This window comes from Streptomyces sp. NPDC051776, assembly GCF_040681345.1.
In the GTDB taxonomy this organism is placed as follows: domain Bacteria; phylum Actinomycetota; class Actinomycetes; order Streptomycetales; family Streptomycetaceae; genus Streptomyces.
This window is the reverse complement of record NZ_JBFAYQ010000033.1, coordinates 45,923-58,961: the sequence shown is the minus strand read 5'-3', so window position 1 is coordinate 58,961 and position 13,039 is coordinate 45,923. Positions and strand designations below refer to the sequence as shown.

Annotated in this window: 13 protein-coding genes and 1 tRNA gene; 7 read left to right on the top strand and 7 right to left on the bottom strand. The window is 68.2% G+C overall.

Annotation, left to right across the window (positions count from 1 at the left end):
* Positions 1–46: 46 nt before the first annotated feature.
* The 5 genes from AB0M26_RS23210 (at position 47) to AB0M26_RS23190 (ending at position 3,561) form a co-directional block, all read left to right on the top strand.
* Complete coding sequence (locus AB0M26_RS23210) at positions 47–739, top strand: haloacid dehalogenase-like hydrolase (protein WP_365263731.1); 693 nt, start codon at positions 47–49, stop codon at positions 737–739.
* 106 nt (positions 740–845) lie between these two features.
* The gene (locus AB0M26_RS23205; RefSeq protein WP_365263730.1) at positions 846–1,748 is read left to right on the top strand and encodes a radical SAM protein; all 903 of its coding nucleotides are present in this window, start codon (positions 846–848) and stop codon (positions 1,746–1,748) included.
* Positions 1,741–2,382 (top strand): hypothetical protein, encoded by a 642-nt coding sequence (locus tag AB0M26_RS23200; RefSeq protein ID WP_365263729.1) that lies wholly within the window; start codon positions 1,741–1,743, stop codon positions 2,380–2,382. Before AB0M26_RS23205 ends, AB0M26_RS23200 begins: the two co-directional genes overlap by 8 nt.
* Positions 2,300–2,962 carry an SAM-dependent methyltransferase gene (locus AB0M26_RS23195; RefSeq protein ID WP_365263728.1) on the top strand — a complete coding sequence of 221 codons (663 nt, stop codon included), beginning with the start codon at positions 2,300–2,302 and terminating at the stop codon, positions 2,960–2,962. The genes AB0M26_RS23200 and AB0M26_RS23195 overlap by 83 nt, the downstream gene beginning before the upstream one ends.
* 11 nt (positions 2,963–2,973) lie before the next feature.
* On the top strand, positions 2,974–3,561 hold the full coding sequence (locus tag AB0M26_RS23190) for a class IV adenylate cyclase (RefSeq protein WP_365263727.1): 588 nt from the start codon (positions 2,974–2,976) through the stop codon (positions 3,559–3,561).
* Positions 3,562–4,082: 521 nt separating this feature from the next.
* On the opposite strand, the gene AB0M26_RS23185 is transcribed toward AB0M26_RS23190, so the two are convergent.
* The 6 genes from AB0M26_RS23185 to AB0M26_RS23160 all read right to left on the bottom strand — a co-directional run bounded on the left by AB0M26_RS23185 (position 4,083) and on the right by AB0M26_RS23160 (position 10,404).
* Positions 4,083–4,607, bottom strand: coding sequence for a hypothetical protein (locus AB0M26_RS23185; RefSeq protein WP_365263726.1), 525 nt, complete (start codon positions 4,605–4,607; stop codon positions 4,083–4,085).
* Positions 4,608–4,772: 165 nt separating this feature from the next.
* Positions 4,773–6,485, bottom strand: coding sequence for a relaxase/mobilization nuclease domain-containing protein (locus AB0M26_RS23180; RefSeq protein ID WP_365263725.1), 1,713 nt, complete (start codon positions 6,483–6,485; stop codon positions 4,773–4,775).
* The gene (locus tag AB0M26_RS23175) at positions 6,469–7,038 is read right to left on the bottom strand and encodes a MobC family plasmid mobilization relaxosome protein (protein WP_365263724.1); all 570 of its coding nucleotides are present in this window, start codon (positions 7,036–7,038) and stop codon (positions 6,469–6,471) included. Before AB0M26_RS23175 ends, AB0M26_RS23180 begins: the two co-directional genes overlap by 17 nt.
* A gap of 323 nt (positions 7,039–7,361) precedes the next feature.
* Positions 7,362–8,216, bottom strand: coding sequence for a DUF2637 domain-containing protein (locus AB0M26_RS23170; protein WP_365263723.1), 855 nt, complete (start codon positions 8,214–8,216; stop codon positions 7,362–7,364).
* A gap of 419 nt (positions 8,217–8,635) precedes the next feature.
* The gene (locus AB0M26_RS23165) at positions 8,636–9,940 is read right to left on the bottom strand and encodes a DUF3631 domain-containing protein (RefSeq protein WP_365263722.1); all 1,305 of its coding nucleotides are present in this window, start codon (positions 9,938–9,940) and stop codon (positions 8,636–8,638) included.
* A gap of 233 nt (positions 9,941–10,173) precedes the next feature.
* On the bottom strand, positions 10,174–10,404 hold the full coding sequence (locus AB0M26_RS23160) for a hypothetical protein (RefSeq protein ID WP_365263721.1): 231 nt from the start codon (positions 10,402–10,404) through the stop codon (positions 10,174–10,176).
* A gap of 94 nt (positions 10,405–10,498) precedes the next feature.
* On the opposite strand from AB0M26_RS23160, the gene AB0M26_RS23155 reads away from it, so the two are divergent.
* Both AB0M26_RS23155 and AB0M26_RS23150 read left to right on the top strand, forming a co-directional pair.
* Positions 10,499–11,200, top strand: coding sequence for a helix-turn-helix transcriptional regulator (locus AB0M26_RS23155; RefSeq protein ID WP_365263720.1), 702 nt, complete (start codon positions 10,499–10,501; stop codon positions 11,198–11,200).
* Positions 11,197–12,810: a tyrosine-type recombinase/integrase gene (locus tag AB0M26_RS23150; RefSeq protein ID WP_365263719.1), complete on the top strand. Its 1,614-nt coding sequence runs from the start codon at positions 11,197–11,199 to the stop codon at positions 12,808–12,810. Before AB0M26_RS23155 ends, AB0M26_RS23150 begins: the two co-directional genes overlap by 4 nt.
* A 127-nt stretch (positions 12,811–12,937) precedes the next feature.
* Here the strand turns inward: AB0M26_RS23150 and AB0M26_RS23145 are convergent.
* Positions 12,938–13,011: transfer RNA gene (locus AB0M26_RS23145), tRNA-Thr, on the bottom strand.
* Positions 13,012–13,039 lie beyond the last annotated feature (28 nt).

Below are 13,039 nucleotides of genomic sequence, written 5' to 3'. Positions count from 1 at the left end.
TTTGGGACGCTGAAGCAGAATCCCGCCGACTGCCTACTCTGGCGCCATGGAGCTCATCGTCCTGTGGGACATCGACCACACCCTCATCGAGAACGCGGGGGTCAGCAAGGAGATCTACGCTGCTGCCTTCTCGGCACTTTCGGGACACGAGCCTTTGGAGCCGGCGCGTACCGGGGGGCGTACGGATCGACTGATCATGCGCGACATGTTCGTCCGCGAAGGGGTGCCCGTGCCTGACTGGCACTCCATCGAGACCGCGCTCGCTCAGGCGGGAGAAGCGCGCCTGGAGGAGCTACGCAGGCGGGGGACTGCCCTGCCCGGTGTCCATGAGGTGCTGAAGGCCGCCTCCGCTCAGAGCGGTTGGGTCTCCTCCGTCCTGACCGGCAACATCGCCGCCAACACCCGTGTGAAGCTCTCAGCGTTCGGCCTCGACTTGCTGCTGGACCTGCCGGTGGGCGCCTACGGAGCGGACGCCGAACTCCGTCCCCATCTGGTCGCTGTCGCCCGCGAACGCGCGCAGCGGCTTCGCGGTGTTCCGGCTGACGTCCCCATCGTCCTCGTGGGGGACACCTCTCGCGACGTCGAAGCGGCTCTGACCACGGGCTCCGGGATCGTCGCCGTCGCCTCCGGCATCCACTCACCGGAGGACCTGACCGCCGCCGGCGCTGCTGACGTCCTGCCCGACCTGTCGGACACGAAGCGCGTTCTCGGCATCCTGGAGTCCTTCGCAGGTCCCTGAGAACGTCCCAGGACGTCCCCAGACCGTCCCTGAACGCGGTGATGAGGTCCCTGACCAGAGGGCCACTATCGGGGCTCCCAACAGGCAGTCAGCCGAAGGAGCCGATGTGATCGGGGAAGTCACCGGGATCAGGAAGATCCGGATGCTGTACCTGCAGCTGCTCTACCGCTGCAACTTCACGTGCCTGCACTGCTTCCACGGCAAGCGGCTTCAGTACGCCGACGCCTTCACCGCCGAGGAAGCCGTCAGTCTCCTCACCCTGATGCGGGACGAGTACGGCACGGAGGCCGTGACTCTGCTGGGCGGGGAGCCATTCGTCCACCGGGACCTCGCGCGGGTCGTCCGCCACGCCAAGGAGGAGCTGGGCCAGCGCGTCGAGATCTGCACCAACGGCTACCGGATCGAACGCCGTCTCACCGAGATCACTCCGCACCTGGACCTGCTCAGGGTCTCGCTGGAGGGCGTTGGATCGACCAACGACGGTATCCGCAGGGAGGGCAGTTACCACAGTGCCCTCAACTCGCTCAGGTTGGCGCGGGACCTCGGCGTTCCCACGGGCGCGACCATGACCGTCACCTCGCGGAACATCGACGAGGTCCTTCCCCTCGCCGGCGCCCTGGGACAGCTCGGGGTCCGGCAACTCAAGCTCCACCACCTGCGGCCGGTCGGCAACGCCGCCGACCACCCCGAACTGCTGGTCACCGCCCCCTCCGCCTACGGCAGGCTTCGTGATGAGCTCGCGTCGGCCGATCTGCCCCTGGAGGTGATCGTCGACGAGGATCTTTCCGAGCACGGCACCCCACAGGTCTGCGCACCGTCTGACGGCCCTCGCGAGATCGACCGCATCGAGGCCGACCCGCGCGGTGCGCTGACCATGTCCTGCAAGGCCGTGGGCAAGGATTCGCACGCCTTTTGGTACGAGAAGGGGGCAGGACGCATCGTCCACAAGCCCTCGTCCGCCGACGAACTCACTCTCGCGGTGCCGGACGTGGTGTACGCCCGTGCCTGATCACCCGCTTTTCGAGAGCCTGGAAGGCTTACGGGGCACCGGCAAGTCCACCCTGGCGCCGATGCTCGCCGCCGCCCGCCAAGCCGTCCTCGTCCCCACCGTTCCGGCCCTCTACCAGCCTCTCAGACACACAGTGGACGAGCGCACGAATGTCGAAGCGCGGATGTGCCTTTACCTCTCCGCGCTGTTCACCGCTGCCGAGGAGATCCAGCACCACCTCGACGCCGGTGTCCCGGTCGTCGTCGAGAGCTACTTCGCCCGGTGCCTCGCCAGCCACCAGGCCATGGGCGCCCGGCTCGGTATGAACCTGCCGAGCTGGCTGCCGTCACCCGTCACCTACCACCTCGTCTGCGCCGACGACGAACGGCAACGCCGCCTCGCTGGACGGAACAAGCCGGCATCGCGGTGGGACGCGCTGATGGAGACCGTCACGGACCAGGTGACGAACGCCTACGCCTCGTTCCCGATGCATCGCGTCGACACCACAGGGCGCGGCCCCGACGAGGTCCTCCGCGTGATCACGGATACCGATACGGAAGGAGCGCACTCCCATGCAGACGCAGAGCCTGTGGGAGAACACCCTCACCTTCTTCCCCCAGTTCCTCGCCACACTGCGGGAACGCGTCGCCCCTGACGCCACCGTCGCGGTCGTCGGCGCGAGCGACGGCAAGTTCGTCCTGCCTCTCGCCGCCGCCGGGTACGACGTCGTCGCCATCGAACGCGACGCGGTCGCCCTCCACGGAGGCGACGTCCACCTCCCGGGTGACAGCCAGGCACACGCGCTGGGGCTGATCGATCGACTGAAGCGCGAAGAACTCCATGACCGAGTACAGATCGTGGAGGACGACTTCCTCGACGGCGAACCTCTGAGCGTGCGGTGCGAGGCGGTCTGGACGAGCTGCTCGTGGCACTACAGTGCCAACCACCACCGCCCGCTCGCCGAATTCGTGGACCGTATGAAACGCCTGGTTCGCCAGGATGGTGTGTTCGGCGCGGAGTTCATGATGCCCGTCGAAAGACGCCACCACATGATCGAGCACTACACCTCCCCCGAGCGCCTGCGCCATCACTTCCTCGGCGACTGGGAGGTCCTGCTCACCCTGCGCACGAACGAATTCACCGAGCGGCCCCACGTCGGCCAGCTACGCGACCACACCCACCGCATGGGCCTGCTCATGGCCACCCGCACATCGCCCCTCACCGACCACTTCTGAGAGAAGGACCCATGAAGCACGAGTACGAGGCGAAGTTCCTGGCCGTCGATGCCGCCGGTCTCCGGGCAAAGCTGACGGCCCTCGGCGCCGTCCAGGCGTTCCCCCGCACGCTTCTCACCCGCAAGATCTTCGAGAACGACTCCCTCGAGGGCGGGGCCTGGATCCGCCTGCGCGACGAGGGCACTCGATCGACGCTCACGCTCAAGCAGGTCACCGACGCCACGACGATCGACGGCACCAAGGAGATCGAGACCGAGGTCACCGACCTGCACGCCATGGCCGACATCCTCCGCCGGGTCGGCCTCACCGAGGTCCGCTACCAGGAGAACTACCGCGAGGAGTGGCGCCTGGGCGAGGTCGCCTTCGACTTCGACACCTGGCCCGACCTCCCCACCTTCCTGGAGATCGAGGGACCCGACGAGGCATCGGTCCGGCAGGCAGCCGCGCTGCTTGAACTTGATTACTCCGAGGCACGATTCGGCAGCGTCGACGAGATCTACAAGAGCGAGGCCAGCCGCGACATCCTCGCCGAGCCCACCCTCCTGTTCTCCGACGCCGAGAAGCAGGAGGACGCTGCTACGACGGCCCAGAACCGTTGATCACGGAAGCGGACGCGCCATGCTGACAGAAGTCGCCTTACAACACAGGGTGATCCCCGGGATCGCTGAATTCGCCCGCGGAGGACTACCCACGCCAGCGGCCACCGACGACGGCAACGAGTGGGTCGACGGATTCTGCTGGCTCTACTGCGGGCAGCGGTGGACGCGTGTCCTGTGGATCGGCCCCGCGAGCGTCGCCGGTGCTCAGGCATCCATGTACGCGTGCGGGCCCTGCATCCGCGAACTCCAAGCACGTGTCTGGGAGTCGCTGCTCAGCAGGGACGAATCGGCTCCCTCTGACCAACCTCCCGGGGCCACGGTCACCGGACGGCCCTCGGCCCGGCGTACTGGCAGGCACCGCGCCGAGAGCAGGTTCTTGCGCCGCAGTTGAGCCCCCGCCCTGGTCCCGGAAGAGCCTGCCGTCCCCCGCGGCACGAGCCTCGTGGCCAGGGCGGGTCTTCCCTGGACGCTGGTCCAGGTTGGCGACTCTGCTGAGAGGGCGTATGCTGATGGAGCGGAAGCTACGCCTCACTCCCCCGCGAGCGGAGACGCTCGTTCTCCCTTTCCAATGCGGCTACTCGCCGCTCAAGCTCCGTACGAGTCGGCCTCTTCGGCTTCGGAGTCTCTGGCTTCGCAGGAGAAGACGGCTCTCCGGCCAGTCCAATGGGCTCGAAGGCTACGATCGCTGATGGGTCCTTCCTGCACTCCGGGCACTGCATTGATGACGAGCCGTGCAGTGTGGGCTTGCCATTCTCACAATGCCGCTGAGTCTCAGCGATGTGGCCGCAATAGAGCCGTACGCGCCAACGCATAATCTCGCGCTCAGGCGTCTGGAAGCTGCGCAGCATGTCCAGAGCTCTGGCTGCGGCAGCGCGGCGACCTGCTGCGAGCACGGGGTCTGCCTGCTCTTCGGCCTCCTTCTCGGCGAGCACGTTCTCCACCCAAAGTCTGATGTTCTCCGACTGCTCCTGCTGTCGGTGATCTTGGCGAGTGAGCTGGTAGTTCTCCAACGGACAGCCGTAGCTCTCATACTCCACCTCGCGCATGTCTGACACCGTAGTCCTGAGCAACGGAACACTCAGGCAGAGTTCTCTCCCGATCGGCCGTGGTGCCGCCCTGTGCAGATCTGACAGCCAGCGAGAGCGAGATGGTCGTACACGACCGAGTGGACTCCGGAGCAGCCCGGCGCCCGCTCGGCCACAATCGGGCTTCTAACGCCGAGGACGGGGGTTCCGCCCTGGAGTGGCGGCGCGGGCGGCCTGCTGCGGTGCCGGGATCTCGCTTCCCGCAGGCCATGTCCCGTTGGTTGAGCGTCGGCGGGCGGCCTCGGCACGGCGGTTGGGTGCCGGATTTCGGCCGGTGTGCTGGATGCGGGTGATCAGGACGCGGGCGGGTTGGCGGGCGGTGGTCAGCTCGCGCTGTGCGGCGGCTTCTTTGAGGAGCTGGTGGGGTTGATGGCCGCCGGCTTCGGCGTCGGCGAGGACGGTGGCGAGCGCTGGCCAGGCCGGGTCGGTGAGGATCCGCTCGGCGTGGTCCGGGGCGGCTGCCCATACGTCGCCGACCAGAGCACGATGCGCTTGCTCCCTGGGCCGCCGGGCTGCGAGTTCGGTGAGCGTCGGGGCAAGCGCCTGGTCGGCGGCAGTCTGGAGGTGCTGGACGGCCTGGCGGGCGGCGTCGGCCTGATGGGCGTGGCCTTTCGCTTCGTGCCAGCGTCCGGCAACGATGGCGGCCCAGACGAGGGCTGCGAGCAGGGCGACGAGCGCGCTGCCGTCGGGGCCGGTGGCGGTCTGGACGATGTCCCGAGCTGCCTTGCGCAGGGTGTGGGCAGCCTGGTTCTCGGCCCGGATCTGGGAGCGCTGTGCGCGGGCGAACGCCCTTGAGGCGGATCGCAGTTCGGCCTGCAGGGGTGAGGGGGCCTTCTGGGCGGTGGCTTCGATGAGTTCAGAGAGCGCGGTGATGTGGGCTTGGGCGTGGGTGTCGTCGGCCATGCCGGGGCGGAGGGTGTCGAGAGCGTCGGTGGCCTGGTGCCAGGGGGTGGTGGGCCGCTCTCGGCGGGCGGAGGGGTGTTCCTCTGGCGCGGTGGTTTCCAGGCGGGCCTTGAGCTTGGGGAGGGTGAGGTCAGGGGCGATCTTTCCGCCGGGGTGGAAGATCTGTTCGTCATCCTTGTTGAGGTCGCCGGGGCGGCCGACGGCGTAGCCGAGGAGGTCTCCGGACGGTCCGCGGCGGGGTTTGACCGCGATGCCGTCGGCTTCGAGATAGGCGAGGAGTTCCTCGGCGCTGCCGGCGTGAGGGATGGCGGCGCGGATGCGGTCCTGGAGCCAGTCGCGGCTGGTCTGCTCCCAGCCGAGGCGCTCGGCCTTGTGCATCTCGGCTTGGGTGGGGCGGCGTCCGGCGGTGCGGTCGCCCTTCTTCAGTTGGCGCAGGCCGTAATCCTTCTCGATCTGGCGGCAGGCGTCGCCTACGCGGATGCCGCTGTCGTGGAGTTTGGGACGGCGGCCGTCTTCGCGGACGGTGGTGGCGAGGATGTGGATGTGGTCGTCCGCGTGGCGTACGGCGATCCACCGGCAGGCCAGGTTGTCTCCTGGCGGGGCGATGCCTGCGGCTTCGACGATCCGCTGGGCGATGTCAGCCCACTCGGCATCGGAGAGGTGCCGGTCCTCGGGGGCTGCGCGGACGGGGCAGTGCCAGACGTGGTCGGTGACCTTCCTACCGAACTCGCTGTTCCGGAGACGAACCGGCTCGTCGAGGTGGTGTGCGAGCTGGGTGAGAGTGGTGTCGGGATCGCGGCCAGGGTCGGGCATGCCGAGCATGGCGAAGCCGGCCACGATGTGTGGGTCGAGGTGTTCGTCATGACGGCCGGGGCCGTAGAGGTAGGCGAGTAGGCCGCGGGTGTTGGCCCCGGCCGGTTTAATGGCGGCTATCACGCGGCCTGGTCCTTCCTGAGGTCGGCTCGCGCAGCGCCTCGGCTATCAGCTCCAGCAGATGGTGCAGTTCGTCAAGGCGTTGGCGTACGTCGGGTGGGGTGAGGTCGCTGTTGAGTGCGCGGGCGATCTGGTTGACGTTGACGCCGATGCGGGTCAGCTCGCGCAGTACCTGGGCGCGGAACATGTGGGTTCGGCGGCGGTCCTCGGACAGCGGCAGGTTCGCGGTGAACCGACCGGTGATGAAGGCGAGGACGATGTCGGCGGCGAAGCCGGATTCGCCCTTGTAGCCGTGCTCGGCTGCGGCCTCCTGGAGGTCGGCGTGCTCATCGCCGGTGAAGCGCAGCGGGCCGACGCGGACGGTCCGCTTGGTGCCGGTGAAGCGGCGGATCGCTGGCTGGACGCTCTGCACGTCTCGCTCGCCTGTCGGCGGCGCGGCGGTGGGTGTGAGGTAGAGAATCTGCTGCTGGACGACGTGGTACTCGTCCTGGTCGGGGCCGCCCTCGGCACCGGCCTCCGGGCTCGGCGCCCCCTGGCGCCGAGCCGTCTCCGCCACCCCCGGGGCGGAGATCCCCGAAGACCGGCCTTGAGTCGGACTCGGGGTACTACTGGCTCCGCCAGGGGCCGTACGTCCGAACGCCCGCCGCAAGCGCCCCAGCAGCGTGGGGGAATGCATCGACGTGGGTGGCTCAGTGCGGGTGTCGGCAGGCAGGTGCTGGTCGTGCGTCAAGGAAGATGCTCCAGGTACGGCTGGGCAGGCGGGGCGAAGATTCCCGTCCGGCGGGGTCGTCGCGTGTCCACAGATGTGGAAATCTGCCGGGCGGCTGGCTGGCGCTCGGGGTGACCGGAAAGGTTCCGGTCACCCCGAGCAGGTCGCGGTCAGCGCCTGGAGACCTCGATCCCGGCGGCTTCGAGTTCCGGCCGAAGCAGCTCCATCACCTCGGTCTGCCGCTCACTGCCGATCGTCAGGTCACGGTCTTTCACTGCCGCTCGGAACAGGCCACGCGTGAGTTTGCCGTGCTGGTGACCGGTCGCCCGGCCGATATCCGCCAGCTCCGCGATGGTCGCCTTCGGCGGACGGCCACCGCTCGGCTTGCTCTCCGCAATCTTGGATGGAAGTTCCGTCCGCTCAGCGCCGGAGACATGCGGGCCATCGGAAGCGACGACAGGCGTAGGGCCGTGGCTGCCGCCGCTGACCGATGGGTCCTGCACCTGTACGGAACCGGTCTCCGGCGCATCGTCGGGCGGTGCGACGAGCTGGTGGATCTGTCGCATCAGGACGCCGAAGGCCACCATCGCGGCGGCCGGAGGAACCGCGGCGACCACGTAGTCGAGGAACGGGACGGTGCTCGCGTTGCCGGTGCCGCTGACCCCAGCGACGTTCAGCGCTATGGAGCCGACCGATCCGATGGCGGTAACGGCGATCGCCCAGGGGTCGGTGACGCGGCGCAGAGCTGCGCGCAGCATCAGCAGTTCGCCCGCGACGATGAACGCGTCCAGGGTGGCGGGCCAGGCCCAGCGACGGATGGGCGACGCTCCGAGTCCGTGCTGGCCGGCGACGCCCGCCAAGTGCGCGTACGAGAGCCAGAACGCTCCGGCGGTCAGCGCGACAATGACGATGCCTGCCGCGACGAGCGCGTACTGCTCGACGTCAGTCTTCTTCGGCTGCCCTTCGCGAGACTGGGCCTCTGGCGGCTGCGGCTGTGGTGCGTGAGAGAGGGGCGGGGCGGTCAAGCGGAGGACTCCTGGGGGTAGCGGTGTGAGGCGTCTTTACCGTCTTGGCCGTTGCAAGTGCAGGTCAGGGCTAGGACGGCAGCGCTCTGGCGTTCTGTCCTGGTGAACAGCGCTGACGTCTTGTTCCGAATCGGAACAAGAATCGGTGTATCCGGCGCTGTCCCGCCTCCGGCTGTCGTATCTCTCGAAGGGACGGCGGCGTTGCGTCTTCCGTCCCGGCAAGCAAGGCTGTGACCAGCGGCGATAAGGCAAGGACGCCTGGGACGGGCCAAGACGGATCTGGGTGGCGTCTCCGGGCGGGATACCCGCGCGGAGACGTTTGCGTTGCCGTCTTGCCCTCGGCTGCCGTCCTGCCGATGTGTGTTCTGACCTGCGAGATCACGGCAGGGACGGCAAGTACGGCAACCAGGGGGTGGGGCTCAGCCTTCGCCGCGAGGGGCGTCGACTGGGTGGACGGTAGGGCAGTACCGCCGCCAGGCGTCGAGGAACTTGTTGCGCGTGTAGCCCTTGCGCTGCGTCCGGTCAGCCATGCGCACGTTGCCGGGCCGGATGTCGTAGTCGCGTAGCATCCCGCTGAGTTCCCGAGAGGTCAGGCCGTAGCGTCCTCGCTCTCCCCACGGGGCTTCGGCGTCTCGGTTCAGGTGGTACAGGAGATCCTCGGTGGACAGGCTGTCCACCTCACGCTGGGCAAAGAAGACCCGGCGGATGTCGGCGAGGATCCGTGCACCACTCGGGTGGTCCTCCTCAGCCGCCACTTCGGCGGCGACCATCCGCGCGCACGCGATTCGTGCCAGCCGGGGCCAGCGACCGCCTGCCAAGTCGGCGACGATCACCAGGGGCTCCCATGTGTCGGCGGCACGGTCCTCGACCGGCATGTCCGGCTCCAGGTTCCCGGCGTCCTCCAGCAGCGGGCGGGCCCAGGCGTGGATGCGGTCGCGCAGCTCGTGCAGGGCCGGGATGTCGCGCCGTGAGCGGAAGGGCCTGACCCTCTCGCCCTCGGCCCGGCGCCGCATGCGGATAACCACAGACCGGTCCATGACCGTGTCCGGCAGGTCCCCGATCCCCGCGATGGCCGCCATGGCGAAGGTGGCGAACTTGTGCGGGGTGTGGTCGTTACCGACGACCCGGGTGACGTACCGGCCGCGCTGATGGCCTGCGTTGAGGAGGCCACGCGTCTCCTCGTTCTTCTCCGCCACCTTGGGGCCGAAGATGGTGTCGGCCTCGTCCACCAGCAGCGTCGGCGGCTCTTCCTCGTTGATCGAGCGGAAGATGGCCGCTGGTGTGGTGTTGATGGTGAGCATCGGCTCGTGGACCGTATCGGTCAGCACGTCGAGGAGACGCGACTTGCCGCAGCGCTTCGCCGGCCCCACCACCGCCAGTCGTGGGGCATGCTGCCATGCAGGCTGGAGGTGCGTTGCCGCCACCCACAGGGTGATCGCGTCCAGCGCCTCGGATGAGGGTGGGATCACGAACTGGGCTATCTGGGAGCGCAGTTTGTCGAGCAGCTTCGAGCCAGCTGTCGGCTCCGCATCGGGTATGAAGTCCAGCCCGCTCGCCGCATCCGTCTCGTCGGCGCTGCCGCCAACCGCATCGTCGCTCGGGTCCGCCGGGGCGCTGTCGGCCTGCGCGGCACGCAGGTGGGCGCCGGGCTGGCCGGGGATGGCCGTTGCAGGCCAGGCCGCTCGCGCGGGAGCGGAATAGGACTCAGGGTTCTCGGGTTGCACCAGGCGACTCCTCGTCTGGCGGCGTCGGGCTTGCACGCCCCTGCCGCCGGGTCGGTTCTCATGGGATCGCTGGGGAGTCTCGGGGCCTCCGGCGTTGCACCGCCGGAGGCTCTCCCTCTTCTCGCGGGCTTCTCGGCACCGCGAGCGACCACGGACAGTACGTCCACGCCGCACCACAGTCCAGCGTTTCTGTGTCAGCTCAGCGCAGAAGCACCTGCTGCGCATCAGGCGCTTCACACCGCCAGCCCCAGCAGGGCCAACAGGTCTGCGGTCACCACCCGGTAGGCGTTTCCGAGCCTGAGCACCTTGCACGGGTACTGGTCACGCTTGGCGAGCTCGTACCCCTTGCTCCGCCCAAGCCCCAGCGCTCGATTGCCTGTCTCCAGGTCAACGGCCGCCGGAAGCTCCAGAAGCTCCTCGCGGCTCATCCCCTTCAGTCGACTGGCCTCTTCGTTCTCACGCATGCGCGCTCCATCCATCACTGAGCCCACGGCGAACGCGACCACCGCGCCCGCCTCCAGGTCTTGGAATCCACGCTAGGCGAGCTAATGTGTCCAAATGACACAACATCCGAGCGACCATGGATCCAAGACGGCTGACGACGAGGACGACGTCCTTGAGTGGGTGGACCAGGTCATGGCCACCGTGGCCGCAGAGGTCCGCAGACGACGGAAGGAACTGGGTTGGAGCGCACAGGACTTGGCCGACAAGTGCGAGGAGATCGGCCACCCGATCCCCCGCAACGTCATCGCCAACATGGAGTCCGGACGCCGCTCCAACCTGCCCTTGGTCGACGTCATGGTTCTGGCCGAGGCGCTGAACACCCCGCCCATCTGCCTCATCTATCCCGTCGGCTACGTCGACGACGTGCAGCGGCTCCCGCTCCAGGACTCCACCTCCCCTATGAACGCACTGCGCTGGTTCACCGGGGAGGAGACCGATCTCGGCACGGACGATGACATGCTCCGCTACTTCCGGGCCCACCACGCTGCCCAGGAGCGACTGCGGAACGCGCGACGCGACGAGGAATACGCGCGCTACCACGCCGAGACCGCCCCCAACGCCGACCGGAAGGCCGAGGCACTCCGCTCCCAGGCCCGTGCCGCCGAGGCGGCCGACGACGCCGAGAGCCGCCTGCGTAGGATCCGCGCCTTCATCCGGGAAGAGGGCGTCACGCCTCCCGTCCTCTGGCCCGACCTTGCCGCCGCAATCGACTCACCCGGAAGCGACCCCGACACCACCGAGGAGAATGATCTTTGAAGGGCTCCACCTACCGCCGCTGCTCCTGCCGGGACCCCAAGACCGGCAAGGAACTCGGCAGCTCCTGCCCCAAGCGCAACAGCAGGAACCACTGCACCTACTCCATACGCCAAGAGCTCTCGCCCCGTGAGGACGGCAGCCGACGTTCCTTCGCCCGCGGCGGGTACGGCAGCCTCAAGGCGGCCCAGGCCGACCTCGACCACGTCCGCGCTCTCCTCGGGCTGGCCGAGTCGGACGACCTCGAGGGCACAGAACTCATTGCCGAGATGCTGGCGGAGGTCAGCCGCGAGCGGTCGCCTCTGCCCGAGGTCGAGGAGACGAGGCGGCGCCTGAACGCCGGCCAGGACCTCATCGGCAGCCTGACGTTGAGCGAGTGGCTCGACCGGTGGCTGGCCGGCAAGCGCATACGCAAGTCCGGCCTCAACCGCTACGAGACCGACATCCGCGTGCACTTGAAGCCGCGCATCGGAAACCGGCGTCTGGACCGGCTGCGCGTCAGCCACCTCAGCGAGATGTTCACGGACATCCGCGACGCCAACGCCCAGATCCTGGAGGACAACGCCCAGCGGCGAGCCGCGATCGACGAGCTGGCAACCGTACCGTGGAAGGGCGTGGACAACCGCGCCCGCCGCAAGGCGATGAAGGCGGCGATCGACGAGATGCCGCCGTTCCGCCGCATCACCGGCCCCGCCACGCGGCAGCACGTCAAGGCCACCCTCCGTGCTGCCCTGAACGACGCGATCGGACAGCAGATCATCACGTTCAACCCGGCCGCCCACGTCGAGATCGACCCCGTGCGCAAGCCGAAGGCGCTCGTGTGGACGGACGAGCGGGTCGCCAAGTGGGAGCAGACGGGAGAGAAGCCGTCTCCCGTGATGGTCTGGACGCCCCAGCAAACCGGTGCCTTTCTCGACTTCGTTTCCGAAGACCGGCTGTACGCGATGTGGCACCTGATCGCCTTCCGCGGCCTACGCCGTGGCGAGGCATGCGGCCAGCCGTGGTCGGAGACGAACCTCGACACCCACTCCCTCACCGTCTCCTCCCAACTCGTGCAGGACGGCTGGGAGATCGAGGCATCCGATCCCAAGACGGACAGCGGCTATCGCGTCGTCGCGCTCGACGACGACACCGTCGACGTCCTGAAGCGGCACCGCGAGCGGCAGGACGCGGATCGTAAGGAGTGGGGCTCGGCCTGGGTCGAGACCGGCCACGTCTTCACACAGGAAGACGGCTCATGGCTCCACCCAGGCAAGGTCACCGACCTCTTCGAGCGGCTCGTCACCGGCTCCGGTCTCCCGCCGATCCGGCTGCACGATCTGCGCCACGGCGCGGCCACCCTCATGCTCGCCGCTGACATCGACATCAAGATCGTGTCGGACACGCTCGGGCACAGTGACACCCGGATCACGCGGGACATCTACCAGAGCGTCCTCCCCCACGTCGGCAAGAGCGCCGCCGAGGCCACGGCCAAGCTGGTCCCGCTCCAGCGCAAGGCGGAGGCCGAAGAGGCCGCACGCAAAGCCGAGAAGGCCCGGAAGAAGGCCAAGCGCGCCAACAAGGCCCAGGCCGAAGGCAAGAAGAAGGCCCGACGGAAGAAGCCCAAGAAGTAGGGCCGATCCCCCTCCGCTCACGCATCGCTCACGCAAGCCATCCCACGGCACCCCGGTCGTGTGACGCGTCATGCCCCGAGCGAACGAAAAGGCCAGGTCACGGGCTATGTGACCTGGCCTTTTTCGGAGCCGCCTAAGGGAATCGAACCCTTGACCTACGCATTACGAGTGCGTCGCTCTGGCCGACTGAGCTAAGGCGGCGAGCTGCGGATGTGCCTGGTCGCTTCGC

Excerpts from the sequence above, each read along its gene's own strand:
- AB0M26_RS23155 (WP_365263720.1), top strand. The coding sequence starts at position 10,499 with ATGACACAACATCCGAGCGACCATGGATCCAAGACGGCTGACGACGAG.
- AB0M26_RS23210 (WP_365263731.1), top strand. The coding sequence starts at position 47 with ATGGAGCTCATCGTCCTGTGGGACATCGACCACACCCTCATCGAGAAC.
- AB0M26_RS23190 (WP_365263727.1), top strand. The coding sequence starts at position 2,974 with ATGAAGCACGAGTACGAGGCGAAGTTCCTGGCCGTCGATGCCGCCGGT.
- AB0M26_RS23160 (WP_365263721.1), bottom strand. The coding sequence starts at position 10,404 with ATGCGTGAGAACGAAGAGGCCAGTCGACTGAAGGGGATGAGCCGCGAG.
- AB0M26_RS23195 (WP_365263728.1), top strand. The coding sequence starts at position 2,300 with ATGCAGACGCAGAGCCTGTGGGAGAACACCCTCACCTTCTTCCCCCAG.
- AB0M26_RS23185 (WP_365263726.1), bottom strand. The coding sequence starts at position 4,607 with ATGCGCGAGGTGGAGTATGAGAGCTACGGCTGTCCGTTGGAGAACTAC.